Raw genomic sequence first — 25,252 nt, forward strand, 5'->3', positions numbered from 1 at the left:
CGCGGAGCGGCCGAAAGCTCCTAATCCTTTGCCGCGCTGCGGACTTCCTGCACCGCAGCCAGTTGGGCAAGCTTGAGAAATTCGTTGCGCCAATAGCCCTGCGGGTTCCCCGCCAGCCCGCGGATTGCGGCATAGCTGTAACCGCCCAGATATTTGTCGCCACGCAGTTTCTGACCGAATGCCGCGACTGCCGCTGCGAACGCCATGTCGCCGGTGGGCGCGGGAGCCGCACGCAGCAGCGATGCCGGAACCGCCTGTTCGATCAGCCGCGATGCCTCCTGGCCCGGTAGCTTGTAGCGTAGCTTGACGAACGCCAGCTCGCGTCCCGATGCGCTCGAAGCGGGCGGGCGGTTGCCGTCATAGCGGCGTTCGGGCAGCCAGCCCTTGCCGCCCGACGGCACGACTTCGTAGAGTGCGGTCACCTGATGACCCGCGCCGATATCGCCGGCGTCGACCGCGTCATTGTCGAAATCCTCTTCGGCCAGCGCGCGATTCTCATAGCCGATCAGGCGATACTGGCTGACCTGGGTCGGGTTGAACTCGACCTGGACCTTCACGTCCTTGGCAATGGTGAAGAGCGAGGCGCCGAGTTCGTCGTCCAGGACCTTCTGCGCCTCCATTGCCGAATCGATATAGGCGTAGTTGCCGTTGCCGAGATCGGCGATGCGCTCCATCAGCGCCTCGTTGTAATTGCCCTCGCCAAAGCCCAGCGTGGTCAGGGTGACGCCGCTGTCGCGATATTTCTTCACCATCGCCTCCAGCGCCCTGTTGTCGCTGACCCCGACGTTGAAGTCGCCATCGGTGGCGACGAAGATGCGGTTGATCCCGCCCCTGATGAAATTGGCGCTGGCGATGTCGTAGGCGAGCTGGAGTCCCGCTGCCCCCGCGGTCGATCCGCCCGCCTCGAGGCAGTCTAGCGCCGCGCGGATGTGCTTGGGGTTCGCGGTCGGATCGAGCACCACGCCGGCTGCCCCGGCATAGACAACGATCGAAACGCGGTCCTTTGCAGTCAGCTTGTCGGCCAGCATCGTCAGTGCGCGCTTGACCAGCGGGAGCTTGTCGTCGCTGCTCATCGATCCCGAAACATCGACCAGGAAGACGAGGTTCGCCGCCGGGCGGCCCTGTGCGGTCACGTCATAGCCGCGTAGTCCGATGCGGACGAGGCGGGTGTCGGGGTTCCATGGCGTCTGCGCGACATCGGTCGTCACGCTGAACGGCTGCTGCCGCGAGGCGGGGAGGGGATAGTCGTAGCGGAAATAGTTGATCATCTCCTCGGTCCGCACCGCTTCGGCGGGGGGCGTCTGCCCCTTTTGCAGGAACCGGCGGACATTGGAGTAGGAACCGGTGTCGACATCGACCGAGAAGGTCGAGACCGGGGCGGTGGCGACTGACTGGACCGATGCGACCTCCTTGCCGTCGTAGCGTTCGCGATTGCCCGGCGCGCCATAGGGAGCGGCCGATACCGGAGCGGGTGCGACGCGACGGGCATAGTCAGCTGACGATCCCGGCGCGGGCGGCGCATAGGCCGCGGGCGGTGGGGGCGGTGGGGGCGGGGGAGCGTAGGCCGGCGGCGGTGCCAAGGGCGCCACCTTTGCCTGTCGGCCACCGCTGAAGCGGTAGGTCTGACCGCCTGAGGCCATCTCACGCGGATGGCCGCCGAGCTTGCAGCGCACCGGCGAGTCATTGTCCGCGCGGGGTGGGGAAGGCCGGTGGCTGCGCGAGTGCGCCTGGGGCGGCGGGGGCGCTGCGGCACCGAGCAACAGCGAGAGCGAGACGAGCGCGGCAGTGCGCTTCATGGCGATGACCCCTTTTGACAGCGATGCGTCGAGGGGTGCGCCCTGTCCGATGAGCGGCAGATGAACAGGTGATAATGTTACATGGATTGACTGAATCTGTCAGAAGCGGCCTGCGCCGGGGCGACGACTGGGTCAGCCCCCCTCCCGCGCCACTTCGCGCCAGCCGATGTCGCGGCGGGCGAAGCCTGTGGGGAAGTCGATCGCATCGACCGCGCGATAGGCGGCGGCCTGGGCTTCGGTGACGCTTGCGCCTGTGGCGGTGACGGTCAGCACGCGGCCTCCGGCTGCGACGAGCGCACCGCCGTCCAGCTTCGCGCCCGCCTGGAACACCTTTGCGCCGGTCGCCTCGGCTGCGGCGATCCCATGAATCGCGCCGCCGGTTTCGGGCGTGCCGGGATAGCCCTTCGCCGCCATCACCACGGTCAGTGCGGTATTGTCCGAGAAACGCGTCGCGGCACGACCGGCGAGCTCGCCAGCCTCGGTCGCCAGCATCAGTTCGAGCAGGTCATCCTCGAGCCGCATCATCAGCACCTGGCATTCGGGATCGCCGAAGCGGGCGTTGTATTCGATCAGCTTCGGCCCGGTGCGGGTGAGCATCAGCCCGGCATAGAGGACGCCCGAATAGGGTGAGCCCGCCTTGGCCATCCCCGCGATGGTGGGCTTGATGATCGTTTCGATCGCTTGCGATTCCAGCGCGGGGGTCAGCACCGGGGCGGGGCTGTACGCGCCCATCCCGCCCGTATTCGGCCCAACGTCGCCGTCGCCAACGCGCTTGTGATCCTGCGCCGAGCCGAAGGTCACGAAGTTCGTTCCGTCGGTGATGACGAAGAAGCTTGCTTCCTCGCCCTCCAGAAACTCCTCGATCACCGCCTCGCCGCCGGGCTTTTCGAAGATCGCCGCGATCGCGGCTTGGGCCTCCTTCTCGCTCATCGCGACGGTGACGCCCTTGCCTGCGGCGAGGCCATCGGCCTTGATCACCACCGGACGCCCGAAATCGCGCGCCAGCACCGCGCGGGCAGTGTCGAGGTCGCGGACCCGGACATAGCCGGCGGTCGGGATATTCTCGCGCGCGCACAGATCCTTGGTGAAGCCCTTCGATCCCTCCAGCTGCGCGGCCGCCTGGCTCGGGCCGAACACCGGCAGGCCGGCGGCGCGCAGCGCATCGCTCAGGCCATCGACCAGCGGCGCTTCGGGGCCGACCACGACAAAACCGATCGCATGGGCGCGGCAGAACGCGATCACGGCGGCGTGATCGGTCAGCGGAACGTCGTGGCAGGTTGCATGATCGGCGATTCCGGGGTTGCCGGGGATCGCATGCAGGCTATCGAGCCGGGGCGATTGCGCGAGCTTCCAGGCGAGCGCATGTTCGCGGCCACCGGATCCAAGCAACAGGACGTTCATGTCAGACCCCTTCGACGATATCGATATGCCGCGGCTCGTAGCCGAGGGGCGGGAGGGGGACAATGACGCGCCGCTCAGCATCGGCGAATTGTCGCATCGGTTGAAGCGGATGGTCGAAGGCGAGTTCGGCCATGTCCGGCTGCGTGGCGAGATTTCGGGCTACAAGCGGGCGGCGTCGGGCCATGTCTATCTGGCGCTGAAGGATGCTGATGCGGTGATCGACGGCGTGATGTGGCGCGGTGCCGCCGACCGCCTGCCCTTCCGCCCGCAGGACGGGATCGAGGTCGTCGCGACCGGCAAGCTGACCATCTATCCCGGCCGGTCGAAATACCAGATCGTGATCGAGCGCATGGAGCTGGCGGGCGAAGGCGCGCTGATGGCGCTGTTCGAGCGGCTGAAGGCGCAGCTGGCGGGCGAGGGGCTGTTCGACGTCGCACGCAAGCAGCCCTTGCCGTTCGCGCCGCGCGTCATCGGCGTCGTCACCTCACCCACCGGCGCGGTCATCCGCGACATCCTCCATCGGCTCGCCGACCGGTTTCCGACGCGCGTGCTCGTCTGGCCGGTCAAGGTGCAAGGCGATGGCGCGGCAGCAGAGGTTGCGGCGGCTGTGCGCGGGTTCGATGCGATGCCCGAAAATGGGCCGGTGCCGCGCCCCGATCTGGTCATCGTCGCGCGCGGCGGTGGGTCGATCGAGGATCTGTGGGCGTTCAACGAAGAGCCGGTGGTACGCGCGGTCGCCGCCTGCCGCATCCCGGTGATTTCGGCGGTCGGGCATGAGACCGACACCACCTTGTGCGATTTTGCAGCGGACGTGCGCGCACCGACGCCGACTGCCGCCGCCGAGATGGCGGTCCCGGTGCGTGCCGACCTGTCCCATCATGTCGCGACGCTGGCGCTGCGCACCGAGCGCTGCGCGCGACGCTATCACGAGCGCGGCAATGAGCGGTTGCAGGCGCTGGTGCGCGTGCTCCCGCGCCGCGATGCGCTGCTTGGGCCGCAGCGGCAAAAGGCCGACGACCTGGCAGCGCGGCTGGATCGCGGGCTGGAGCGGCGCGTGACGGTCGCGCGCGGCGTGCTCGATCGCGCCGGAGGCGCGTTGCGGCCGGCGGTGCTGGAGCGCAAGCTGGAGGGGTTGCGCCACCGGCTGGAGGGCGCGGGCAAGCTGCTCGAAGCGGTCAATCCCGACAATCTGTTGCAGCGCGGCTATGTCCGCGTCGGTGCCAAGGTCAGCGGAAAGGTGATCGCCAGCGCCGCCGATGCACGCGCGGCCGGGGCGCTGACGCTGCATTTCCGTGACGGCCCGGTGGACGCGCGGGTTGAGCGCGGCGGCGGCAAGCCCTATGCTGAGGACAAGCCCGAACAGCCCGGTCTGTTCTGACCCGCCCCAACCGCAAGAGTGAGCGCAGCCATGTTGATGTCGTCCAATTCCGCCCGTCCGGCGCGGTTGCATTATATGGCGAATGGCTTTCGCGTGCTATCGTCGGGCGACCATGTACTGTGCGCGGTGAGCGGCGAGAAGATCCCGCTGGATGCGCTGCGCTATTGGAGCGTGGCGGAGCAGGAGGCCTATGCCAGCGCCGAGATCGCAACCAAGGCGATGACCGCAACGTGAGATGGGTCGGGGGGGCGATCGTCGCGGGCGCGGTGCTCGCGCTGCTGGCAGGCGTGAGTGTGGGGGCTGATCGGTCGGTCGCGTCCCCGCTGCAATCGGGGCAATCGCGCACCGCGTTTCGCTTCGATGGGCCGATGATCCAGGGCGGTACCGTGCTCGGCACCGCACCCGCGCTGACCAGCCGGGTGACCCTGGACGGCCGCGACGTGCCGGTCGCACCCGATGGCCGGTTCCTGATCGCGTTCGATCGCGACGCCCCTGCCAGCGCCGATCTGGTCGCAACCCGCGTCGACGGCAGCAGTCTGCGCCAGACGCTTACGATCCAGCCGCGCGCCTGGCGGATCGAGCGGCTGAACACGCTCCCGCGTTTTGCCCAGCCCAGCGCCGAGTTCCAGCGCCGTCGCCCCGCCGAACTGGCACAGATCAATGCGGCCCGGTCCAAGTCGCACGATGTGCATGGATGGCGACAGGATTTCATGTGGCCCGTGACGGGGCGGATCTCTGGCCTGTTCGGATCGCAGCGCATCTACAAAGGCGAACCGGGCGCCTATCATTCCGGTGTCGATGTCGCACGCCCGACCGGAACGCCGATCATCGCCCCCGCCGACGGCGTGGTGGTGCTCGCCGCGCAGCAGCCATTCACGCTGGAGGGCAAGTTGCTGATGCTCGACCATGGTATGTCGCTCAACAGCGCTTTTCTGCATCTGTCGCGGATCGACGTGAAGGTCGGCGATGTCGTGCGGCGAGGGCAAAGGATCGGCGCGATCGGCACTACCGGTCGCTCGACCGGCCCGCATCTCCACTGGGGGATGAAATGGGGCAGTGCGCGGATCGACCCGTTGCTGATCGCCGGATCGATGCCGGTGACGGCGGACTAGGACCCGACCGCCGACGCACCGGCGCGTGCCGCGGCGCCGATCAAGGGGGCGAGCGCGAAGCCGGCGTCCCTCATGCCGTGCTTAACACCAACCCGCCATCGCCCTCGCTGACCTTGACGGTCGCGCCGTCCTTGACCTCGCCGCGGAGGATCGCGTCGGCGAGCGGGTCCTGCAGGTAGCGCTGCACCGCACGCTTGAGCGGGCGTGCGCCATAGACGGGATCATAGCCGACGCGCCCGAGCCAGTCTCGCGCCCCCGGCGTGAGGTCGAGCGTGATCTTGCGATCCTTGAGCAGCTTGCCCAGCCGCGCGACCTGAATGTCCACGATCGGCGCCATCTCGCTGCGGCCGAGACGGTGGAACAGCACGATTTCGTCGAGGCGGTTGAGGAATTCGGGGCGAAAATGGCCGCGGACGATTTCCATCACCTGCGGTTCGACTGCGGACACATCCTGCCCGTCCTCAAGCTGCGTCAGGAACTGGCTGCCGAGGTTCGACGTCAGCACGATGATCGTGTTGGTGAAGTCGACCGTGCGGCCCTGTCCGTCGGTCAGGCGCCCATCGTCGAGCACCTGGAGCAGGATGTTGAAGACGTCGCCATGCGCCTTTTCCACCTCGTCGAACAGCACGACCTGGTATGGGCGGCGGCGGACGGCTTCGGTCAGCACGCCGCCTTCCTCGTAACCGACATAGCCGGGCGGCGCGCCGATCAAGCGCGCTACCGAGTGCTTCTCCATGAACTCGCTCATGTCGATGCGCACCATCGCGCTCGAATCGTCGAACAGGAATTCGGCGAGCGCCTTGGTCAGTTCGGTCTTGCCGACGCCGGTCGGGCCCAGGAACAGGAATGACCCGAGCGGGCGGTTCGGATCCTGAAGCCCGGCGCGGCTGCGGCGCACGGCGGTAGACACGGCCTTGACCGCCGCCGCCTGTCCGATCACGCGCTTGCCGAGCTGTTCCTCCATCGCGAGCAGCTTCTCGCGCTCGCCCTCGAGCATGCGATCGACAGGGATGCCGGTCCAACGGCTGACGACGCCGGCGATGTCGTCGGCGGTCACTTCCTCACGCAGCATCGCGACGCTGGTGGTGGCCTGCGCCGCCTCCAGCTGCTTGGTCAGCGACGGAATCGTGCCGTAGTTGAGCTCAGCCATCTTGGCGAGGTCGCCGGCGCGCTGGGCCTGTTCGAGCTCGAGCCGGGCGGCGTCGAGCTGTTCCTTGATCTTCGCCTCGCCCGCGATCTTGTCCTTCTCTGCCTGCCAGCGACCGGTCAGTTCGGCGCTTTGCTGCTCGAGATTGGCGAGTTCGTGGCGCAGATTGCCCAGACGGTCCTGCGACGCCGCGTCGGTTTCCTTGGCGAGCGCCATCTCCTCGATCTTGAGCTGCACGATGCGGCGGTCGAGATTTTCGATCTCCTCGGGCTTGCTTTCCACCTCCATGCGGATGCGCGAGGCGGCCTCGTCCATCAGGTCGATCGCCTTGTCGGGCAGGAAGCGGTCGGAGATGTAGCGGTTGGACAGGGTCGCGGCCGCGACGATCGCCGCGTCGGTGATCCTGACCCCATGATGCAGCTCGTATTTTTCCTTCAGGCCGCGCAGGATCGAGATGGTGTCCTCAACCGTCGGCTCGCCGATGAAGACCGGCTGGAAGCGCCGCTGGAGCGCGGGGTCCTTTTCGACATATTTGCGATATTCGTCGAGCGTGGTGGCGCCGATGCAGTGCAGCTCGCCACGCGCGAGCGCAGGCTTGAGCAGATTGCCGGCGTCCATCGCGCCTTCGCTTTTTCCCGCGCCGATCAGTGTGTGCATCTCATCGATGAACAGGATGATGTCGCCCTCGGCGCCCTTGACCTCGTCGAGCACGCCTTTCAGCCGCTCCTCGAACTCGCCGCGATACTTCGCACCCGCGATCAGGCTGCCCATGTCGAGCGCCATCAACTTGCGGTCCTTGAGCGTATCGGGGACGTCGCCATTGGCGATGCGCAGCGCGAGCCCTTCCGCGATCGCGGTCTTGCCGACGCCGGGGTCGCCGATCAGCACGGGGTTGTTCTTGGTCCGGCGGGCGAGGATCTGGATGGTGCGGCGGATTTCCTCGTCGCGACCGATCACGGGGTCGAGCTTGCCGTCCTTCGCCGCCTGCGTCAGGTCCCGGGCGAACTTCTTGAGCGCATCGTAGCGGTCCTCGGCCCCGGCGGTGTCGGCGGTACGCCCACCGCGCAGCTGATCGATCGCGGCATTGAGCGCTTCGGGCTTCAGTCCGGCAGCGGCAAGCGCGCGTCCGGCGTTCGTCGTCGAGGCCAGGGTCAGCGCAAGCAGCATGCGTTCGACCGTCACGAAGCTATCGCCCGCCTTGCCGGCAATCTGTTCCGCCTGGTCGAGCACGCGAACGGCGTCATTGTCGAGACCCGGTGCCTGCTGCGCGCCACTTCCGGTCACAGCCGGAACGCGGGCGAGTGCGGCGTCGGTCTCCGCCGTGGCGCGACGCGGATCGCCGCCCGCGGTCTGGATCAGCCCGGCGGCCATGCCCTGTTCGTCTTCGAGCAGCGCCTTCAACAAATGTTCCGGGCTGATACGCTGATGGTTCATCCGGATCGCGACGGTCTGCGCCGACTGGAGGAAGCCCTTGGCGCGGTCGGTGAATTTCTCGAGATTCATGATCGTCCCTGTCTGCTTTCGCCGTCGAAGATGGTGTTGCAAATCTGCAACACAAGCCCGGTGGCGCAATTCTGTTTCGCGCCCCGCGATGCTGCCGCTTCAATCCGGCAGCGGCAAGTTGGGAAAACACCGCAGGGTTGCGTGGTATCGGCAGGAGGGTATGTTGTTGCGATCGATACAGTTCACTGTGGGAATTCTCCGCATCATGAAATCAGCCTTTGCCAGCCTGACTGCGCTCGCGGTCGTGCTCAGTGCCCCCGCCTATGCTCAGCAGGCACCGGCGCCGACCGTTGCCGCGGTGCCCGTCGCCGATCTCGTCAAGCGCGTGGACATTCCCTACGAGCAGTTCGTGCTCGCCAACGGCCTGCGCGTCATTATCCATACCGATCGCAAGGCGCCGATCGTCGGCGTCGCCGTGTGGTATGATGTCGGGTCGAAGCATGAGCCCAAGGGCAAGACCGGCTTTGCGCATCTGTTCGAACATCTGATGTTCAATGGCTCCGAAAACTCGCCTGGCGAGTTTTTCGAGCCGCTGAAGGAAGTCGGCGCGACCGATTACAACGGCACCACCAATTCCGACCGCACCAATTATTTCCAGACCGTACCGCGCGCCGCTCTGGACCGCGCGCTGTTCCTGGAAAGCGACCGCATGGGCTATCTGCTCGGCGCGGTGACGCAGGGCAAGCTGGATGAGCAGCGCGGCGTGGTGCAGAATGAAAAGCGTCAGGGCGATACCCAGCCCTATGGCCTGCTACGCTACAAGATCACCGAAGGGCTGTTCCCGGTCGGCCATCCCTATCATCACTCGACAATCGGTTCGATGGCGGACCTTGATGCGGCCAGCCTTGACGACGTGAAGAACTGGTTCCGCCAATATTATGGCCCGAACAATGCCGTGCTGGTGCTGGCCGGCGATATCGACGCCGCCACCGCCAAGCCGCTGGTCGAGAAGTATTTCGGCGCGATCAAGGCCGGGCCCAAGACGGTCGAGCCGAAGGTGGTCGTGCCGACCCTGGCCGAGCCAAAGGCCGAGGTGATGAAGGACCGCGTGGCGGTGACCCGCATCTATCGCATGTGGGCCGTGCCCGGCATGCGTGACGCGGATTCGACGGTGCTCGACGCGTCGATCGGCGTGCTGGGCGGGCTCGCCAGCTCGCGGCTAGACAATATCCTGGTCAAGCAGGAGAAGCTGGCGGTCGGCGTCGGCGCGTTCAACCAGACGCTGGCGCAGGCCGGCATGGTGCTGATCTCCGCCGATGTCCGTCCGGGCGTCGATGCTGCGGCTGTGGGCAAGCGGCTGGACGAGATCATCGCCGATTATCTCAAGAACGGCCCCACCGCCGAGGAGCTGGAGCGCTACAAGACGCGCACGGCATCGTCGCGCATTCGCGGACTTGAATCGGTCGGCGGGTTCGGCGGCAAGGCGGTGACGCTGGCGTCGGGCGCGCTCTACATGAACGACCCGGGCTATTACAAAAAGCAGCTCGCCCAGCTGGCGGCGGTGACGCCGCAGCAAGCGCGCGCGGTGACCGCCAAGTGGCTGTCGCGCCCGGTCTATTCGCTGACGATCGAGCCGGGGCCGCGCGCGGCCTATGCCGAGGCGGCGACCGCGCCGAAAGCCGCAGTCAAGGCGGCGGATGAGGTGGTCAAGGGCACGCGTGGCGCGCTGCCCGGCGTCGCCGAGGTCAAGGATATCGACTTCCCGGTGGTGACGCGCAGCGCGCTGTCGAACGGCATCGAGCTGGTCTATGCCCAGCGCGACGCGGTTCCGGTGACGCAGGCGATCATCACCTTCGACGCGGGCACGGCGTCCGACGTGGCGAGCGCGCTCGGCACCGAGGGGATGGCCCTGTCGCTGATCGAGGAAGGCACCAAGACCCGCAATTCGGTGCAGATCGCCGAGGCGCAGGAGCGGCTGGGCGCCGGGATCAATGTCGGCAGCAGCGCCGACCGCGCGACCATTTCGCTGTTTACGCCGAGCCCGAACCTTGCCGGATCGCTCGACCTGATGTCGGACATCGCCCGCAACCCGAGCTTCCCGCCAGAAGAGATCGAGCGCGTACGCGGCCAGATGCTCGCGACCATCGCGCAGGTTCGGTCGAACCCGGCAGGCCTTGCGCAGATGGCGATGCCCGCGCTGATCTATGGCCCGGATTCGCCGTACGCGAAGACCGCCGCGATTGGTGGTGACGCCGAGGCGGTGAAGAAGCTGACCCGCGACGATCTGATCAACTATTACAAGGCGTGGATCCGCCCGGACAAGGCGAAGATCTTCGTCGTGTCGGACCGCCCGCTGACCGAGGTGAAGGCCGCGTTCGAGGCCAAGTTCGGCAACTGGAAGGGTGAGGGCGCCGCCGGTACCAAGGATTTCGCCGCCAAGCCGCAACAGGCCGCGCCCAAGATCCTGCTGATCGACCGTCCGGACTCGCCGCAGTCACTGATCCTGGCCGGACAGATGACCCCGGTCGATCCGTTCGGCGACCCAATCGCGCTGGGCACCGCGACCGAAGTTCTGGGTGGCGACTTCCTGTCGCGTATCAACATGAACCTGCGCGAGGACAAGGCGTGGTCGTACGGTGCGCGCGGCGGTCTCAACCGACTGGAGCATGCGGTGCCGTTCATCGTGTCGGCGCCCGTGCAGGCCGACAAGACCGGTCCCGCGATCGCCGAGATCCAGAAGGAGCTGAAGGCGTATCTGGGCGACAAGGGCATCACCAAGCTGGAGTTCGACCGGTCGGTGATCAGCGCGATTCGCCGTCAGGCCGGGCAGTATGAAACCGCCGGTGCGGTGCTGGGCGCGATGCAGTCGAACGACTTCCTGCGCCGTCCCGACGACTATCAGGAGCAGATCGCGAAAAAATATCGCGCGCTGACGATCCCGCAGGTTGACGCTGCGGCACGCGCGGCTCTTGACCCGAGCAAGCTGGTCTGGGTCGTGGTCGGCGATGCGTCGAAGGTCCGGCCGCAGCTTGACAGCCTCGGCCTGCCTGTCGAGGTGGTGAAGCCGGAAGCCGTCGGCCCCGGTGCCGGTGGCAACTGAGAGCGCAACGGATTACAGGAGAGCAGAGCATGGCGAATGTCGATGGAAGCTGGGATACCGTAACCCACTCGCCGATGGGGGCGCAGAAGGCGACGCTGACCGTCACCAGCGATGGCGACAGCTTCACCGGAACCTATGCCGGTGCGATGGGCACGACCGACATCAAGAACGGCAAGGTCGATGGCGACAAGCTGAGCTGGTCGCTCGACATCACCGTGCCGATGCCGATGACGCTGACCTGCGAAGCGACGGTCGATGGCGATGCGATCAAGGGCACCGTGACGGCAGGCGCGTTCGGCAGCTTCCCCATGGAAGGCACGCGCGCCTGATTCGGGCGATGCCGTAGAAGATGAAGAGGCCCGCTGCCCGTGAGGGTGGCGGGCTTTTTCTTTGGCGCGGGGCAACTCGGTCGCGCTTGGGCGTTCTCCCTTGCATAGAGGGAGATTCTCAAATGCTGCGGGCTGCCTTCATCTTTGCGATCATCGCGCTTGTGCTTGGCCTGCTGGGCTTTGGCGGGATCGCCGGGTTCGCCTGGGATATCGCCAAGATCCTGTTCTTCATCGCGCTGGCCGTGGCCGCGCTGTTCCTGATCCTGGGCGTGACGATCTACAAGAAGGTGACCTGAGCCTAGCGCGTCACGCGGGTAACGTGGCCCATCTTGCGGCCTGGTCGCGCCTCGTGCTTGCCGTAGAGATGGAGGTGCGCGCCCGGTTCGGTGAGCAACGCGTGCCAGCTATCGACGTCGTCGCCGATCAGATTGCGCATCTGCACCGAACGGCCGGTCAGCGTCACCGGGCCGAGCGGAAGGCCGAGCACCGCGCGGACATGGTTCTCGAACTGCGAGGTTTCGGCGCCTTCGATCGTCCAATGTCCGCTATTATGGACGCGCGGTGCCATTTCGTTGAACACCGGGCCTGCGGGCGTGGCAAAGAACTCGCAGGTTAGTACACCAACGTGATCGAGCCGGTCGGCAAGCTGCGTGGCGAGCGCAATCGCGGCGGGGGCCTGATCGACGATGGCGGCGGGGGCGGGGGCGGTCGAGCGGTCGAGGATGCCGCCGACATGCTCGTTATGCGGCGTGGGATAGGCGACGCTCATACCATCGGTCCCGCGGACCAGCAGCACCGAGAATTCGTGCGTGAAGGCAACGAGTCCTTCAAGGACGCATTCGCGTTCGCCGAGCGTTGCCCATGCAGCGTTGGCATCGGTAAGGGTGGCGAGGCGGACCTGGCCCTTGCCATCATACCCCTCGGTCGCGGTCTTGAGGATGGCAGGCGTGCCGATCGCGGCGAGCGCGGCGTCGAGATCGGCGCGCGATGCGACCGGGTGCCACGGTGCGGGACTGCCGCCGCATTCTTCCGCCATCCGCTTCTCGTTCCAGCGGTGCGCGGCGGTTTCGAGCGAGGCATGGCCAGGACGGACCGGGGCGTGGGCGGAGATCGTCGCGACGGCGAGCGCGTCGACATTCTCGAACTCATAGGTGACGACGGCGCAGTCGCGTGCGAAGGCGGCGAGCGCGGCCTCATCATCATAGGCGGCACAGGTGAAAGCGGCGGCGACGTCGCACGCCGGGCCGCTTTCGGGCGCATAGATGTGGCAGCGATAGCCGAGCTGCGCGGCGGCGACCGCGATCATCCGGCCGAGCTGGCCGCTGCCGAGGATGCCGAGGGTGCTGCCGGGCGGAACTGCGGTCATTCGGGGTCCGTTGCAACGCTTTCGGTCTGACGCGCGCGCCAGGCCTTGAGCCGTTCGGCGAGGTCCGCGTCGCCGGTGGCGAGGATCGCGGCGGCGAGCAGGCCCGCGTTGATCGCGCCCGCCTTGCCGATCGCCAGCGTGCCGACGGGGATGCCGCCGGGCATCTGGACGATCGAGAGCAGGCTATCCATGCCCTTCAGCGCCTTGGATTCGACCGGCACGCCGAGCACGGGGAGGTGCGTCATCGACGCCGCCATGCCGGGCAGATGCGCCGCGCCGCCCGCGCCGGCGATCACGACCTTGAGCCCGCGATCGGCTGCACCAGTGGCATAATCATAGAGGCGTTGCGGGGTGCGGTGCGCGGAGACAACCTTGGTCTCATGCGGCACGCCGAGCGCGGCGAGCGTCTCGGCCGCGTGGCGCATTGTCTCCCAATCGGAAGTGCTGCCCATGATGATGCCGACCAGTGGTGCGTCCGCCATTCGCCTGCCCTGAAAGCTGCGGGAAAGCGTCCCCCTAAAGGCGTCGCGCTTTGGACGCAATGCGCGGGAAGCGGTGCGCGGAAGATCGGCTATATCGGGGACATGACCGACGCCATCCTCTCCGACGACGAAGCCTGGGAAGCCTTTCAGCGCCGTGATCGTGCCTATGACGGGCGGGTGATCGCGGGGGTGCTGACCACCGGCATCTACTGCAAGCCGAGTTGCCCGGCGCGGCATCCTTTGCGGGCGAATGTCCGCTTCTTTCCCGATGCGGCAAGCGCGCGGGCGAGCGGGTTGCGCGCGTGCCTGCGCTGCAAGCCTGATGAGATCGGGCGCGAGCGGGTGGCGGTTGCACGCGCAGTCGCGCTGATCGAAGGCGCGGAGGATGCGATCGGGCTGGAGGCGCTGGCGGCGGAGGTCGGCTATGCCCCGCATCATTTCCAGCGGCTGTTCAAGCGCGCGACCGGGGTGACTCCGGCTGCCTATGCGCGCGGGGTGCGGGCGCGGCGGGCGGCGGCGGCACTGGAGACGGAGGGTAAAGTGACCGATGCGATCTATGAGGCGGGCTATTCCGCGCCCAGCCGGTTCTACGAGACCGCGGCCGACCGGCTGGGCATGACGCCCAGCGCGTGGCGCAATGGCGGGGCGGGGGTGACGATCCGCTGGACCGTCGCGTCGACGAGCCTGGGCCCGCTGCTGATCGCTGCGACCGACAAGGGGCTGTGCCGGGTGGCGTTCGACGAGGGCAGCCTGGCGCTCGCCACCCGCTTTCCGCGCGCGGAGATCGTTGCTGGCGGCGCGGCGCTTGCCGATCTTGCGGCGCGAGTGGTGGGCGAGGTGGAGCGGCCTGGGCGGCACACGGACCTGCCGCTCGACGTTCGCGGTACCGCGTTTCAGGAGGCGGTGTGGCAGGCGCTCCGCGCGATCCCGCCGGGCGAGACGCTGAGCTACACACAGCTTGCGATCGCCGCGGGGCGACCCGGCGCCGTGCGCGCGGCCGGGACGGCGTGCGGAGCGAACAACGTTGCGGTGATCATCCCCTGCCACCGCGCCCAGCGCAGCGACGGGAGCATGGGCGGTTATGCCTATGGAATCGAGCGCAAACGGGTCCTGCGCGCACGGGAAGGGGTGGAAGACGCCTAGTCGATGGCGCGGCGCATGCGGAAGGTGCCGGGGCCGTAGCCGCCGGCTTCGACAATCGCGAAGCCCTGGGCTGCCCAGAAGGCTTCGGCCCCGTTGACCGCCACCAAGGTGATGTCGCGAAAGCCAGCCCGCCGCGCGTGTTCGATGACAAGCGCCGTCGCGGCGCCACCCGCACCCTGCCCGCGCGTTTCCGGCAGGAGTGCAATGTCGTGAAGGTAGAAGCTGTCGGCGTCGGGCGGGATCGCGCCGAGCAACGCGCCGAGCGCGGGCGATGTCGCGCCGTGCCAGGGGTGCGCGATCAGCAGCCCTGCGACGGCATCGCCCTGTTCCCAGACCTGGCAACCGGATGGCCAGAGTGCGAGGCGCTCGGCATAGACCGATTCGGACTCGGCGTACCGGCCATGCACCAACGCCGATATTTCCGCGACCCGGGGGAGGTCGGCGACCGTCATCGCGCGCCAGCCCATCTCAGCCCGCTGGCTTGCAGTTATAGACCAGGCGTTCGTTGAAAATCTGCGGCAGGGCGGTGCGGATCGATTGCTGGCGCGTCGCGAGATCAGCGCGTGCGGCGGGATCGGTCGAGCATGCCTTGACCTTCACGTCCGCGCGGCGCTTGCGCGCGACATCCATCTGCGCAGCGGAGAGCAGGTAGCGTGTCGTAGAATAGGTCCGGGTCGTCGGGGCATATTCCAGCACCGACACCGTCGCCTCATCGTCCGGGACCAGGATGCGCTGCCAATTTTGCCCGGCCTCGGCATATTGCGTGCGGCCGTTGACGCAGCCGTCGGGGTTGATGTCGATCGCCACGTCCTTGGTATCCGATACCGTGACGCGCGAGCGGACCGGGTCGATGGTGCAGACCATCTTGCCCAGGCCCCCGGGCTGAGCGACCGGCGGCGGCACCGCGACGCGCGCGGCGCCATCGATCGCACTGGGGTCGAAAGCGGGGCGCAGCACGAAGGTGGCGACCGAGGCCACGACCAGCGCGCCGCCGCCGACCGCAGTCATGATCGCCTCACGCTTCTGCTCGCGGATCAGCAGCAACCCGGCAACTCCGAGCACGAACGCACCGATGACCAGCAACAGCGCGGCCCCGGCCATATAGTTTTCGCGCGTCACGATGTTTTCGCTACGCGCCTGCTGAATCGCATCTTCACGGTCTGCGGCGGCCTTCGCTGCGGCCTCTCGCGCGCGCTGTTCGTCGGCCGCACGGGCCTGTTCGGCAGCGGTGCGGTCCTGTGCCAGTCGGTCGGCGATGCTGGTGCAGGCGACGCCGTTCGACGGCATCGGCTGCTTCGCCTCGCGCAGGAAGGCTGCGACCTCTTCATTGCTGATCGCGAAGCCGAAGCTGGCATCGCCATCGTCGGCGCGGGTCAGCGCGGCGTTGACGCCAAGGACGCGCCCGCACGGGTCGAGCAGGGGGCCGCCCGAATTGCCGCGCGCAATGCCCGCCGTGTGGAGCAGCACCTTCACCCCCTGGAGATCGCGGCGACCGGAGAACACGCCCTGAGAACGGACCGGGGTCAGGGGCGTGATGAAGTCCGCAGCCGTCCGCGCGGTGGCAAGGTCGACATTGCCGGGATAGCCGAGCGCGATCATCGCATTTCCCTCGCTGATCGGCCCCGAATAGAAGGTCAGCGCGGGGAGGCGGATGCCGGTGAATTCGATCAGCGCCAGATCGCGGTCGCTGTCGATCGCGATCAGGCGGCCCTGGAACGACTTGTCCCCCTCGGACGGGACGACGCCGATCAGGACATTGCCGGGATAGCGTTCGGCGGCCTCAACCACATGCGCATTGGTCAGGACGCGGTTGGGCGCGACGGCAAAGCCGCTGCCATGGCCGAACCCGACCACTTCGCCTTCCACGGTCGCAATGGTGACGATCCGCACCACGCCGCGCCCGGCTGCGGAGATGTCGTCGTCGGCATGCGCCGGACGCGCGAAGAGCAATGCCGTCGCGGCGAGCGCGATCCAGGCGAGGAGGAGACGCGAAATCCGGGACAGGCGCCGCGGCGGCGCCGCAGCTTCCGGCTCGCAGGTCCGGTTTATCATGGTCGGTCCGGTTGGCTCATTCGCCCGCACCGCCGTCGCCATCCGCCTGATCCTCATCCTCGCCCTGCTGACGTTCGAGCAGCGCGTCGATTGCCGCTCGATCACCGCTGTCGATCCGCGCGATGATCTCCGCTGCGGCGGTGCTGTGGCCGCCGCCATGCGGATTATAGGCAACCGGTCGCAACATCGCGCGGGCGGCGTCGAGCTTGCCGTCCTGCAATTGAACCAGCGCGGCGTTCATCCGCAGGTTGATGTCATAGGGCGCGAGCGTGAAGGCATACATCAGCCCCGTCTTGGCATTTGCCGTCGGTGCCTGTCGCGCCAGTCCAAAGCTGCGAAAGAAGAGGATGTGCGGTTCGGGGTCGTCGGGATCCAGCCGGTTGGCGGTGGCGATGATCTTGCGGATCGCGGACCAGGTTCCGGGCGTGAGGTCGCCGGCCTTCCGCGCCACCCCCATGCGGGACATCGCCTTGTACACATACGCATCGATGGCCTTCGGATCGGCGGCCAGCGCGCGGTCGGCGGCGGCTTCTGCCACGGAATAATCGCCGGCATCATAGGCGGCTTCGGCAAGGACGATTTGCACCGCAGGGTCATCGGGATAGGGCGCACTGGCACGCGCCGCGCGCGCATAGACACCTGCCGCGGTCTTTTTGTTGACGCCCACCTTGGACCGGATCCGGATGTCCATCAGCGCGGCCTCCCCCGCGCGCAGCTGCCGGACGTTGATGGCGCCCAGCTTCATCGATTGGGGCGGCACGCGCCGCAATTCGAAGCGGGTCCGCTTGTAGCGCTCAAGCTCGCGGTCGAGCGTCTTCAAATCGCCGAACGCCGTCGCGGCATCTATCGGCGGCTTGCCGGCATTGAGCGCCTTGAAATAGTCGGTGAGCTGGGCCGTGCGCGCCCTGTTGAAGTTGAGATAGTGGGTGAGCAGCCAGCCGCGGCCGTACAAGGCTTCGCGCTGGACCTCGTTGAGCTTGAGTGTCTCGGCGATCAGCATCTTGTTCAGCGGCAGCCAGTTCCCGGCCATGATCGAATGCGCGCGATATTGCGGCGGCGCCCCCAGCACGACGCCGCCTTCGCGATCGATCACCGACGTCGCGTGAAATTCGGCAAAGCCCTCGATGAACCAGCTGGGAAACGCGATGCCGGGCCAGCTGGTGTACATGAAGTGGTGGGCATATTCATGATGGAGGACTTGACGGCCCGACAGTTCGAACTGGCGCTCGTCCCCCGCATGTCGCGGCACCACCGCCATCGGCCCGCCCGCGCGACCGATATAGAAGCCGGCGACGCCACGGCTTGAAAGCGCCTGCGTCGTATCGGTGTCGTCCACGACGTAGACGGTCACCCGGTTTGCCGCGCCGGGCGGCGAGTCGGCGATGCCCCGGGCAATGCGCAGCGACCTGTCGAAGCGTTCGAGATCGGAGGCAAACCGCTCGGCGCGCTCAGCAGTCCCTTCCAGATACACGACGAAGTGATCCGAACTTGCCTCGAACCATTCGGCGCGGGCGATCGCTGGCGACAGCAGCGCGACCATCACGATCAGCCAGCGAAGAATCATGCGGCACCCCCGGTTACCAGCGCGAACGCTAGGCGATACCCCGCCAGGCTTTCAAGCTCACAAGAAGCTATAGGGGTCGACATCGACCACCACCCGGACCTTCGCCGACCATTCCAGCGCGCCGAGCCAGTCGCGGATCACGTCCTGAACGTCGAGCGCGCGGCGCGCGTGGACGAGCAGGCGGAAGCGGTGGCGCCCGCGCAGCATGGCGAGCGGCGCGGGGGCGGGGCCGAAGACCTGCATCGCCTCGACCTGCGGAGCGCTGCGGCCGATTGCGCGGGCGGTGTCGAGGGCGGCGTCCTTGTCCTCGCTCGACACGATGATCGCGGCGAAGCGGCCAAAAGGCGGGGCACCGGCTTCGCGCCGAGCTTCGGTTTCGGCCGCGTAGAAGCCTTCGGCATCGCCGCTGACCAATGCGCGCATCACCGGCGCCTTGGGGCTGTGGGTCTGGATGAGCACGGTTCCGGGCTTTTCGCCGCGCCCGGCGCGTCCGGCGACCTGGCAGATCTGCTGGAAGCTGCGTTCTGCGGCGCGCAGGTCGCCGCCCTCAAGGCCGAGATCGGCATCGACCACGCCGACCAGCGTGAGGTTGGGGAAGTGATAGCCCTTGGTCACCAACTGCGTGCCGACGACGATGTCGATGTCGCCCGCCTCCATCCGCGCGACGAACTCCGCCGCCTTGGCCGGGGACCAGATGGTGTCGGAGGTGACGATGGCGGTCTTGGCATCCGGGAACAGCGCTGCGACCTCGTCCGCGATGCGTTCGACGCCGGGGCCACAGGCGACCAGGCTGTCCTCGCTGTCGCATTCCGGGCAGGCGCGCGGAGTCGGGATGGTGTGGCCGCAATGGTGGCAGGCGAGGCGGGTGATCAGGCGGTGCTCGACCATCCACGCGGTGCAATTGGGGCATTGGAAGCGATGTCCGCAGGTCCGGCACAAGGTCAGCGGGGCATAGCCGCGGCGGTTGAGGAACAGCAGCACCTGTTCCTTGCGCTCCAGCGTCGCGTCGATCGCGCGCACCAGTTTCGGGGCGAGCCAGCGGCCGCGCATCGGCGGATCGGCGAGCAGGTCGATTGCCTCGATCGCCGGCATCTCAGCGACGCCATAGCGGCCGGGCAGCTTGAGTTCGGTATAGCGGCCGAGCGCGACCTGCTGCCGCGTTTCGATCGCCGGGGTGGCACTGGCGAGGATCACCGGGCAGCCCTCGAAATGCGCGCGCATCACCGCGACATCACGCGCGTGATAGTGGACGCCCTCTTCCTGCTTGAAGCTGGTTTCATGCGCCTCGTCGACCACGATCAGGCCGAGATTGGGGTAGGGCAGGAAGAGCGAGGAGCGCGCGCCCACGGTGACGAGCGCCTCGCCGCAAGCGATGGCGCGCCAGGCGCGGCGGCGCTGCGACTGGCGCAGGCCGGAGTGCCATGCGACCGGCTCGACGCCAAAACGGGCGTGGAAGCGCTTGAGGAAGGGTTCGGTCAGCGCGATTTCGGGCAGCATCACCAACGTCTGACGCCCAGCACGGATCGCCTCGGCGACCGCTTCGAAATAGACTTCGGTCTTGCCCGACCCGGTCACGCCGTCGAGCAGGAAGGGCTGAAACGCGCGCGTATCGACCGCCGTGCGCAGCGTCGTTGCGACCTCGGCCTGCTCATCGGACAGCTCAGGCGCGCCGAAGCGCGGGTCCGGCAGCGGATAGGGGGTGTCGAGTGCGACCGTGACCCCCTCGATCGCGCCGCTCTTGACCAGTCCGCGGATCACGCTGTCGGACACATCGGCGATGGTCGCCAGCTCGCGGATCAGGCCCTGACGGTCGCCGATCCGCTCCAATGCCTGTTCGCGCTGTGCGGTCATGCGCGGCGGGACTTCGCCCGTCGCGCGATATTCGATGATGGTCTTGCCGCCCTCCAGCGCCGAGGTCGAGCTGAGTGCCATGCGGAGCACCGCCGCGAGCGGGGCGAGATAATAGTCGGCGGTCCATTCGATCAGGCGGCGCAGCGGTGCGGGGATCGGCGGCGCGTCGGCAACGGCAAGCAGGTTGCGCAGGCGATTGTCGCCAATCTCTTCGGTCGGCAACCGCTCCGCCTCCCACACCACGCCGATCAGCTGGCGCGGGCCTAGCGGCGCGACGACGATCGACCCCGGTTCGACCGTCATCCCGCGCGGGACGCGATAGTCGAGCGGGCCAAGTGCGGAGTTGAGGACGATGACGCGGGCACGGGACATTGCGCCCCATATCGGCGCTATCGGCGGCGCTGGAAAGGCTCCGCGTCGATCAGAAGCTGGCGGACAGCCCCAGAGTGAGGGCATGCTCCATCCGGTCGGGCGCACCGCGGTTGAAGCGATACTGGTTGAGGTAGCCAATCGCAGCGTCGACCTTGTCGATCAGCGGAAAGGCGATCTCGACGAAGTTGCGCATCCGCTCATGCCCCGCACGCTGACCGAAATCGGTGCTGTTGAGATTGAAATAGCTTTCATGCCCCAGTTCCAGGTCGATCGTGTCGCTTAGCGGCAGCGTGTAGCTGATCTCCGGGCGGATGCGGTGGCCGACATCATCAGCGCCGCTGCGAAAGCGTTGTTCGACCCGGATCCGGCCGCTGAGCGCGCCCTTGCCCAAGGCGAGGTCCGGGAAGCCAAGCTCCTGTCGCGGGCGCCATTCGGTGTTGTCGACGCGGCCGTCTTCGAGCGCGACGACGCGGTTCAGGCCGCCGGTCAGCTTGAAGCCACCGCCGATATCGACGCCGATCTTGGCGACATACTGGCTTTCATACAGGCCACCGTCGGCATTCCCCAGCCGCTGGTTGGTCTCGAGCTCAAGGTCGACGCCCTCCGACAAAGCCGTCTCCGCCGAGAGCTTGATCCACAGCTGCTCGTCCTCGACTTGCGCATGCGCGGCGGGGGCAAGCGCGGCGAAGAGCAATGCACAAAGCGGGAATCGCAACGTCGTCATCTCCAAAGGGTGCCGCAGCGCGATGCGGCGCGTATAAGCGCCCCGATTCGACGCCGCAGCGCCAGTAACACAGGCGCCCGTGAATTGGCGTCATCAAAACGTCATATGCGCGCAAAGGAATTGTCATGAAGTTTTTCGCCGACACCGCCGACACCAACGACATTCGCGAGCTGGCGGATGCCGGGCTGCTGGATGGCGTGACCACCAACCCTTCGCTGATCCACAAGGCGGGGCGCAACTTCCTCGAGGTGGTCGCCGAGATTTGCGAGATCGTCGACGGCCCGGTGTCGGCGGAAGTCGTCGCGCTCGACTATGACGGCATGATGCGCGAGGCGGAGATCGTGCGGAAGATCGCCGACAATGTCGCGGTCAAGCTGCCGCTGACGATCGAGGGGCTGAAGGCGTGCAAGGCGCTGACCAGCGACGGGACGATGGTCAATGTGACCTTGTGTTTCTCGGCCAATCAGGCGCTGCTGGCGGCGAAGGCCGGGGCGACGTTCATCTCGCCGTTCGTGGGGCGGCATGACGATATCGGCTTCGACGGCATGGACCTGATCGGCGATATCCGGCTGATCTACGACAACTACGCGTTCGAGACCGAGATCCTGGTCGCCAGCGTCCGCCATCCGATCCACATCCTTGAGGCTGCAAAGCTGGGCGCCGACGTGATGACCGCGCCGCCGGCGGTGATCCGCCAGCTGGTCAAGCATCCGCTGACCGACAAGGGGATCGAGGGCTTTCTGTCCGACTGGGCGAAGACCGGACAGACCATCGCCTGATTTCGGCTACGCGAACTGAGGAAGGGCTGTCCCGGGATGCCGGGGCGGCCCTTCTTCGTTGGGGTCATTCGGCGAGGAACGCCTTGACCTCCGCAGCGAAGCGCTGCGGCTGGTCGAGCATGATGAAGTGGTAGCTGTCGGGCACCGCGACCAGCTTGGCCGGTGTTCCGGCAAAAGCGGGTTCCCAGACGGCCTTGGCCTGTGCTTCGCCGATGCCGGCGGCGTAGAGGATGGTGAAGGGCTTGGCCGTCACCTTGGCCAGTTCCGGGCCGATATCGGTGACGATATCCTCGTACAGCGCCTGGGCGACGGCGCGTTGATCGGCCTTGAGGCCCCAATTGGCGACCTTGATCCGGCCTTCGGGAGTATTGGACCAGATGCCGCCGGGGTCGGTGGTGACGGCGGGCATCGCCTTCATCCGATCGGCGCCGGCGACGGTCATGGCGCGCAGCTGTTCGGCGCGCGGCGCGATGCTGGCGGGGGTGGCGGCGGGGTCGAACAGCTTGCCGAAGAAGGGCAGGGTGTCGACGACCAGCAAGCGGCCGACCCGGTCGGGGTGGCGGGCGGCGAGCATCATGCCGATCAGGCCGCCATAGCTGTGGCCGATCACTGCGGGTCGCCTGGCGCCGCGCTTTGCTGCATCGGCGAGGATGTCGGCGATGATGCCGTCCGTCATGCCGGGCTTGCCATTCTCCCCCAGCGCATCGCCGCCAAAGCCGTTGACCTGGACCAGCAGCACCTGCCGGTTCTTGGCCAGATCGGGAGCGATGCCGTCCCAGACTTGTCGGGGGCTGGACAGGCCGGGGATGAGATAGACCGGCTCATGGCCCGGCTTCACTTCGCCCAGGGCGAGGATCGAGATGTGCGGCATCCGCTGTTCGGCGGCGATGGTCTGGGCATGGCTGGCCGGGGTCGTCAGCAGCAATGCGGCGAGGGCGATCAGGCGGAACATGGTCAATCCTCCTTCGAGGGATTGGTGAAAATCTCTTCGATCGTCAGCTCGAACAGGTCGGCGATCTTGAAGGCCAGCGGCAGCGAGGGGTCGTAGCGGCCGGTTTCGATCGCGTTGACGCTCTGCCGGGACACTTCGAGCCGTTCGGCCAGGTCCTGCTGGCTCCATTCGCGTTCGGCGCGGAGGACGCGGAGGCGGTTCTTCATGCGTCCTCCTCCGACTTGCGATTGCGCAGGGCGGAGACGCACTGGCTGGCACCCCAGATGCCGCACCAGATCGGGAAGCCCAGCATCGTCGGGAAATGCGGGACTGCGCCGCCGAACTCGAGGAAGCCCCAGATGCTCATGATCGCCAGCAGGCCACCCAAGCCGACCATCATGTGGCGGACGATCAGCGCCCGGAGATATTCGTCACTCTCTTCGACGACATAGAGGCCGATCACCGCGATGATCCCGACCAGCGGCAACGCGGGCAGGACCGAGAGCAGGCCGAGCAGCGCACCGGCCGGCTGGCTGTCGCGGATTACCCAGGTCGTGATGAACAGCGTTGCGACGTAGACCGCGATCAGCGGCATGAACCGGGCGATGTAGCGCCGACCGGCAGGGGTGGTGTTGCGCATTGGAAAGCTCCCTTGTTCAAATGACAAGAGAGCTTTACGTCGAGTCGTCCGTCTATGTCAAGCGTGCTTTCCTATTTGACTGCGTTCCTTTCCAAATCGTCCAGCACGCTTTGCGCGAGCAGGCTAAGCGTGTCGTCTCTTGCGCCCATGATGACGATGCGGTCGCCGGGTTGCGCCATGGCAGCGAGGTGGGCGGCGGCGGCGGCGCGGTCGGGGATGTGACGCGCGTCGCGGCCGGTGGCGGCAATGTCGGCGACGATGTCGGCGCTGGTCACTTCGCGCGCGACGGTACCGCCCTGATAGACCGGGTCGGGGAGGATCAGCTGGTCACCGGGGGCGAGCTTGGCGGCGAACATCGCGACGAGTTCGCTGCGCATCACTTTCAATGGGCCATAGCCGTGCGGCTGGAACAGCGCGAGGATGCGGCCAGGGAAGGCGTGGAGCGTGTCGAGCGTGGCGCCGATCTTGTCCGGGTTGTGCCCGAAATCGTCGATCACGGCGACGCCGTTGGCGGTGCCGACCAGCTCGAAGCGGCGGCGCAGGCCGGTGAAGCCCTGAATTGCGTCGCATACGGCATCTGCGTCGAGCCCGGCGGCGATGCACGCGCCGATCGCGGCGAGGGCGTTGGCGACATTGTGGGGGCCGGGAACCGAGAGGCGGATCCGGCGGGTGGTGCCGTCCATTTCGAGGTCGAAGCTGACGGCGAACGGCTCGGGCGACAGGTTGCGGGCGGAGAGGTCGGCGTCGATCTCGACCGCGAAGGTCCGGGTGCGGGCCGGGTCGAGCGCCTTGGCCAGCGCCGCGCTTTCGGAATCGCCGATGTTGACGATGGTGGTGCGCGCTTTGCCGGCGAACTCGCCGAACAGGGCGCGCAGCTCCTCGAGGCTCTTGTGGTCGAGGCTGACATTGTTGAGCACCGCGACCTGCGGGGTGTAGAGCGCGATCGATCCGTCGCTCTCGTCCACTTCGCTGACATAGAGATCGCCCTCGCCAACAAGGGCGCTGGCAAAGGGTGCCTCGGGCCGGACGAAATTCTTCATTACCGCGCCGTTCATCACCGTGGGATCGCGGTCGAGGCTGTGCAGGATCCAGGCGATCATGCCGGTGACGGTCGACTTGCCGCTGGTTCCGGCGACGCCGATCGAGAGCGGGGCGGCGTTGAACAGCTTCGCGTTCAGTTCGGCGCGAGTCATTCGGGCGCAGCCGAGTGCGGCGGCCTGAACCATGTCGGGGACGCTGTCCTCGACCGCGGCGGAGGCGATCACGACCTGGTCGGGCGAGGTGATGCCGCTGCCGTCCTGCGGGAACAGGTCGATGCCGAGTTGGCGCAGCGCGTCGAACTTGGCGGGGAGGCGCCCGCTATCGAGGCTGCGGTCCGAGCCGGCGACGCTCGCGCCCTGGCCAGCAAGGATCATCGCGAGCGGCATCATGCCGCTGCCGCCGATCCCGACGAAAAAATGGGGTTTGCCGTGTTCCATCATGCCGGGCTATCGCGGGTAATCGTGAGTGGGGCAAGGCGTTGCCTGTCCCCGCTTTCGTCCCGCCGAGCCGGGTTCGGGGTGCGTCGTTCCAACCGAGAATGTGCAGCCCGTGGCGCGGTGGACCCCGGAACAAGTCCGGGGTGACGATGGTGGTGGTTGGG

Annotated in this window: 22 protein-coding genes; 8 read left to right on the plus strand and 14 right to left on the minus strand. The window is 67.1% G+C overall.

Features of this window, described 5'->3' with window-relative positions:
* Positions 1–20: 20 nt before the first annotated feature.
* Positions 21–1,796, minus strand: a complete 1,776-nt coding sequence (locus tag ACO05N_RS06435) for a vWA domain-containing protein (RefSeq protein WP_422056338.1) — start codon at positions 1,794–1,796, stop codon at positions 21–23.
* Positions 1,797–1,928: 132 nt separating this feature from the next.
* Complete coding sequence (gene purD / locus ACO05N_RS06440; RefSeq protein WP_422056339.1) at positions 1,929–3,197, minus strand: phosphoribosylamine--glycine ligase; 1,269 nt, start codon at positions 3,195–3,197, stop codon at positions 1,929–1,931.
* On the opposite strand from purD, the gene xseA reads away from it, so the two are divergent.
* The 3 genes from xseA to ACO05N_RS06455 are packed head-to-tail and all read left to right on the plus strand — an operon-like array spanning position 3,196 to position 5,687.
* Positions 3,196–4,575, plus strand: coding sequence for an exodeoxyribonuclease VII large subunit (gene xseA / locus ACO05N_RS06445; protein WP_422056340.1), 1,380 nt, complete (start codon positions 3,196–3,198; stop codon positions 4,573–4,575). The genes purD and xseA overlap by 2 nt on opposite strands.
* A 30-nt stretch (positions 4,576–4,605) precedes the next feature.
* Positions 4,606–4,809 (plus strand): DUF2093 domain-containing protein, encoded by a 204-nt coding sequence (locus ACO05N_RS06450; RefSeq protein ID WP_422056341.1) that lies wholly within the window; start codon positions 4,606–4,608, stop codon positions 4,807–4,809.
* Positions 4,806–5,687 (plus strand): M23 family metallopeptidase, encoded by an 882-nt coding sequence (locus tag ACO05N_RS06455; protein ID WP_422056342.1) that lies wholly within the window; start codon positions 4,806–4,808, stop codon positions 5,685–5,687. Before ACO05N_RS06450 ends, ACO05N_RS06455 begins: the two co-directional genes overlap by 4 nt.
* A gap of 70 nt (positions 5,688–5,757) precedes the next feature.
* Here the strand turns inward: ACO05N_RS06455 and clpB are convergent, their stop codons facing one another.
* Positions 5,758–8,337, minus strand: coding sequence for an ATP-dependent chaperone ClpB (gene clpB, locus ACO05N_RS06460; RefSeq protein ID WP_422056343.1), 2,580 nt, complete (start codon positions 8,335–8,337; stop codon positions 5,758–5,760).
* Between the two features lie 205 nt (positions 8,338–8,542).
* On the opposite strand from clpB, the gene ACO05N_RS06465 reads away from it, so the two are divergent.
* The 3 genes from ACO05N_RS06465 to ACO05N_RS06475 all read left to right on the plus strand — a co-directional run bounded on the left by ACO05N_RS06465 (position 8,543) and on the right by ACO05N_RS06475 (position 12,002).
* Positions 8,543–11,377, plus strand: a complete 2,835-nt coding sequence (locus ACO05N_RS06465; RefSeq protein ID WP_422056344.1) for a M16 family metallopeptidase — start codon at positions 8,543–8,545, stop codon at positions 11,375–11,377.
* 29 nt (positions 11,378–11,406) lie between these two features.
* The gene (locus ACO05N_RS06470; RefSeq protein ID WP_422056345.1) at positions 11,407–11,706 is read left to right on the plus strand and encodes a hypothetical protein; all 300 of its coding nucleotides are present in this window, start codon (positions 11,407–11,409) and stop codon (positions 11,704–11,706) included.
* Positions 11,707–11,828: 122 nt separating this feature from the next.
* On the plus strand, positions 11,829–12,002 hold the full coding sequence (locus ACO05N_RS06475; protein ID WP_082737790.1) for a DUF1328 domain-containing protein: 174 nt from the start codon (positions 11,829–11,831) through the stop codon (positions 12,000–12,002).
* Positions 12,003–12,004: 2 nt separating this feature from the next.
* Here the strand turns inward: ACO05N_RS06475 and ACO05N_RS06480 are convergent, their stop codons facing one another.
* Positions 12,005–13,072 (minus strand): 5-(carboxyamino)imidazole ribonucleotide synthase, encoded by a 1,068-nt coding sequence (locus ACO05N_RS06480; protein WP_422056346.1) that lies wholly within the window; start codon positions 13,070–13,072, stop codon positions 12,005–12,007.
* Positions 13,069–13,554 (minus strand): 5-(carboxyamino)imidazole ribonucleotide mutase, encoded by a 486-nt coding sequence (purE, locus tag ACO05N_RS06485; protein ID WP_422056347.1) that lies wholly within the window; start codon positions 13,552–13,554, stop codon positions 13,069–13,071. Before purE ends, ACO05N_RS06480 begins: the two co-directional genes overlap by 4 nt.
* Before the next feature lie 102 nt (positions 13,555–13,656).
* Here purE and ada point away from each other — a divergent pair, with 102 nt between their 5' ends.
* Complete coding sequence (gene ada, locus ACO05N_RS06490) at positions 13,657–14,697, plus strand: bifunctional DNA-binding transcriptional regulator/O6-methylguanine-DNA methyltransferase Ada (RefSeq protein WP_422056348.1); 1,041 nt, start codon at positions 13,657–13,659, stop codon at positions 14,695–14,697.
* On the opposite strand, the gene ACO05N_RS06495 is transcribed toward ada, so the two are convergent.
* From ACO05N_RS06495 to ACO05N_RS06515, 5 genes are read right to left on the minus strand one after another with little or no spacing between them, the layout of a single operon-like run.
* The gene (locus ACO05N_RS06495; protein ID WP_422056349.1) at positions 14,694–15,149 is read right to left on the minus strand and encodes a GNAT family N-acetyltransferase; all 456 of its coding nucleotides are present in this window, start codon (positions 15,147–15,149) and stop codon (positions 14,694–14,696) included. The genes ada and ACO05N_RS06495 overlap by 4 nt on opposite strands.
* 16 nt (positions 15,150–15,165) lie before the next feature.
* On the minus strand, positions 15,166–16,749 hold the full coding sequence (locus tag ACO05N_RS06500) for a trypsin-like peptidase domain-containing protein (protein ID WP_422056350.1): 1,584 nt from the start codon (positions 16,747–16,749) through the stop codon (positions 15,166–15,168).
* 16 nt (positions 16,750–16,765) lie between these two features.
* Complete coding sequence (locus tag ACO05N_RS06505; RefSeq protein WP_422056351.1) at positions 16,766–18,313, minus strand: hypothetical protein; 1,548 nt, start codon at positions 18,311–18,313, stop codon at positions 16,766–16,768.
* Positions 18,314–18,370: 57 nt separating this feature from the next.
* Positions 18,371–20,536, minus strand: a complete 2,166-nt coding sequence (locus tag ACO05N_RS06510) for a primosomal protein N' (protein ID WP_422056352.1) — start codon at positions 20,534–20,536, stop codon at positions 18,371–18,373.
* 49 nt (positions 20,537–20,585) lie between these two features.
* Positions 20,586–21,230 carry a DUF2490 domain-containing protein gene (locus tag ACO05N_RS06515; protein ID WP_422056353.1) on the minus strand — a complete coding sequence of 215 codons (645 nt, stop codon included), beginning with the start codon at positions 21,228–21,230 and terminating at the stop codon, positions 20,586–20,588.
* A 155-nt stretch (positions 21,231–21,385) separates the two neighbouring features.
* Between ACO05N_RS06515 and fsa the strand changes: the two genes are divergently transcribed.
* Positions 21,386–22,039 (plus strand): fructose-6-phosphate aldolase, encoded by a 654-nt coding sequence (gene fsa, locus ACO05N_RS06520; protein ID WP_066656352.1) that lies wholly within the window; start codon positions 21,386–21,388, stop codon positions 22,037–22,039.
* Positions 22,040–22,103: 64 nt separating this feature from the next.
* On the opposite strand, the gene ACO05N_RS06525 is transcribed toward fsa, so the two are convergent.
* From ACO05N_RS06525 to ACO05N_RS06540, 4 genes are all read right to left on the minus strand, one after another.
* On the minus strand, positions 22,104–22,991 hold the full coding sequence (locus tag ACO05N_RS06525) for an alpha/beta fold hydrolase (RefSeq protein WP_422056354.1): 888 nt from the start codon (positions 22,989–22,991) through the stop codon (positions 22,104–22,106).
* Positions 22,992–22,993: 2 nt separating this feature from the next.
* Positions 22,994–23,197: a helix-turn-helix transcriptional regulator gene (locus tag ACO05N_RS06530; protein ID WP_422056355.1), complete on the minus strand. Its 204-nt coding sequence runs from the start codon at positions 23,195–23,197 to the stop codon at positions 22,994–22,996.
* The gene (locus ACO05N_RS06535) at positions 23,194–23,610 is read right to left on the minus strand and encodes a hypothetical protein (protein WP_422056356.1); all 417 of its coding nucleotides are present in this window, start codon (positions 23,608–23,610) and stop codon (positions 23,194–23,196) included. The genes ACO05N_RS06530 and ACO05N_RS06535 overlap by 4 nt, the downstream gene beginning before the upstream one ends.
* Before the next feature lie 71 nt (positions 23,611–23,681).
* Complete coding sequence (locus tag ACO05N_RS06540; protein ID WP_422056357.1) at positions 23,682–25,088, minus strand: glutamate ligase domain-containing protein; 1,407 nt, start codon at positions 25,086–25,088, stop codon at positions 23,682–23,684.
* Positions 25,089–25,252: the final 164 nt, after the last annotated feature.

Origin of the sequence: Sphingomonas sp. (genome assembly GCF_965227385.1) — a bacterium.
Classification (GTDB): Bacteria; Pseudomonadota; Alphaproteobacteria; order Sphingomonadales; family Sphingomonadaceae; genus Sphingomonas.

What these genes read in the sequence shown, in the direction of transcription:
- ACO05N_RS06435 (WP_422056338.1), bottom strand. Translation starts at nt 1,796, where the DNA reads ATGAAGCGCACTGCCGCGCTCGTCTCGCTCTCGCTGTTGCTCGGTGCC.
- xseA (WP_422056340.1), top strand. Translation starts at nt 3,196, where the DNA reads ATGTCAGACCCCTTCGACGATATCGATATGCCGCGGCTCGTAGCCGAG.
- purD (WP_422056339.1), bottom strand. Translation starts at nt 3,197, where the DNA reads ATGAACGTCCTGTTGCTTGGATCCGGTGGCCGCGAACATGCGCTCGCC.
- ACO05N_RS06450 (WP_422056341.1), top strand. Translation starts at nt 4,606, where the DNA reads ATGTTGATGTCGTCCAATTCCGCCCGTCCGGCGCGGTTGCATTATATG.
- clpB (WP_422056343.1), bottom strand. Translation starts at nt 8,337, where the DNA reads ATGAATCTCGAGAAATTCACCGACCGCGCCAAGGGCTTCCTCCAGTCG.
- ACO05N_RS06465 (WP_422056344.1), top strand. Translation starts at nt 8,543, where the DNA reads ATGAAATCAGCCTTTGCCAGCCTGACTGCGCTCGCGGTCGTGCTCAGT.
- ACO05N_RS06470 (WP_422056345.1), top strand. Translation starts at nt 11,407, where the DNA reads ATGGCGAATGTCGATGGAAGCTGGGATACCGTAACCCACTCGCCGATG.
- ACO05N_RS06475 (WP_082737790.1), top strand. Translation starts at nt 11,829, where the DNA reads ATGCTGCGGGCTGCCTTCATCTTTGCGATCATCGCGCTTGTGCTTGGC.
- ACO05N_RS06480 (WP_422056346.1), bottom strand. Translation starts at nt 13,072, where the DNA reads ATGACCGCAGTTCCGCCCGGCAGCACCCTCGGCATCCTCGGCAGCGGC.
- purE (WP_422056347.1), bottom strand. Translation starts at nt 13,554, where the DNA reads ATGGCGGACGCACCACTGGTCGGCATCATCATGGGCAGCACTTCCGAT.
- ada (WP_422056348.1), top strand. Translation starts at nt 13,657, where the DNA reads ATGACCGACGCCATCCTCTCCGACGACGAAGCCTGGGAAGCCTTTCAG.
- ACO05N_RS06495 (WP_422056349.1), bottom strand. Translation starts at nt 15,149, where the DNA reads ATGACGGTCGCCGACCTCCCCCGGGTCGCGGAAATATCGGCGTTGGTG.
- ACO05N_RS06500 (WP_422056350.1), bottom strand. Translation starts at nt 16,749, where the DNA reads ATGATAAACCGGACCTGCGAGCCGGAAGCTGCGGCGCCGCCGCGGCGC.
- ACO05N_RS06505 (WP_422056351.1), bottom strand. Translation starts at nt 18,313, where the DNA reads ATGATTCTTCGCTGGCTGATCGTGATGGTCGCGCTGCTGTCGCCAGCG.
- ACO05N_RS06510 (WP_422056352.1), bottom strand. Translation starts at nt 20,536, where the DNA reads ATGTCCCGTGCCCGCGTCATCGTCCTCAACTCCGCACTTGGCCCGCTC.
- fsa (WP_066656352.1), top strand. Translation starts at nt 21,386, where the DNA reads ATGAAGTTTTTCGCCGACACCGCCGACACCAACGACATTCGCGAGCTG.
- ACO05N_RS06525 (WP_422056354.1), bottom strand. Translation starts at nt 22,991, where the DNA reads ATGTTCCGCCTGATCGCCCTCGCCGCATTGCTGCTGACGACCCCGGCC.
- ACO05N_RS06530 (WP_422056355.1), bottom strand. Translation starts at nt 23,197, where the DNA reads ATGAAGAACCGCCTCCGCGTCCTCCGCGCCGAACGCGAATGGAGCCAG.
- ACO05N_RS06535 (WP_422056356.1), bottom strand. Translation starts at nt 23,610, where the DNA reads ATGCGCAACACCACCCCTGCCGGTCGGCGCTACATCGCCCGGTTCATG.
- ACO05N_RS06540 (WP_422056357.1), bottom strand. Translation starts at nt 25,088, where the DNA reads ATGGAACACGGCAAACCCCATTTTTTCGTCGGGATCGGCGGCAGCGGC.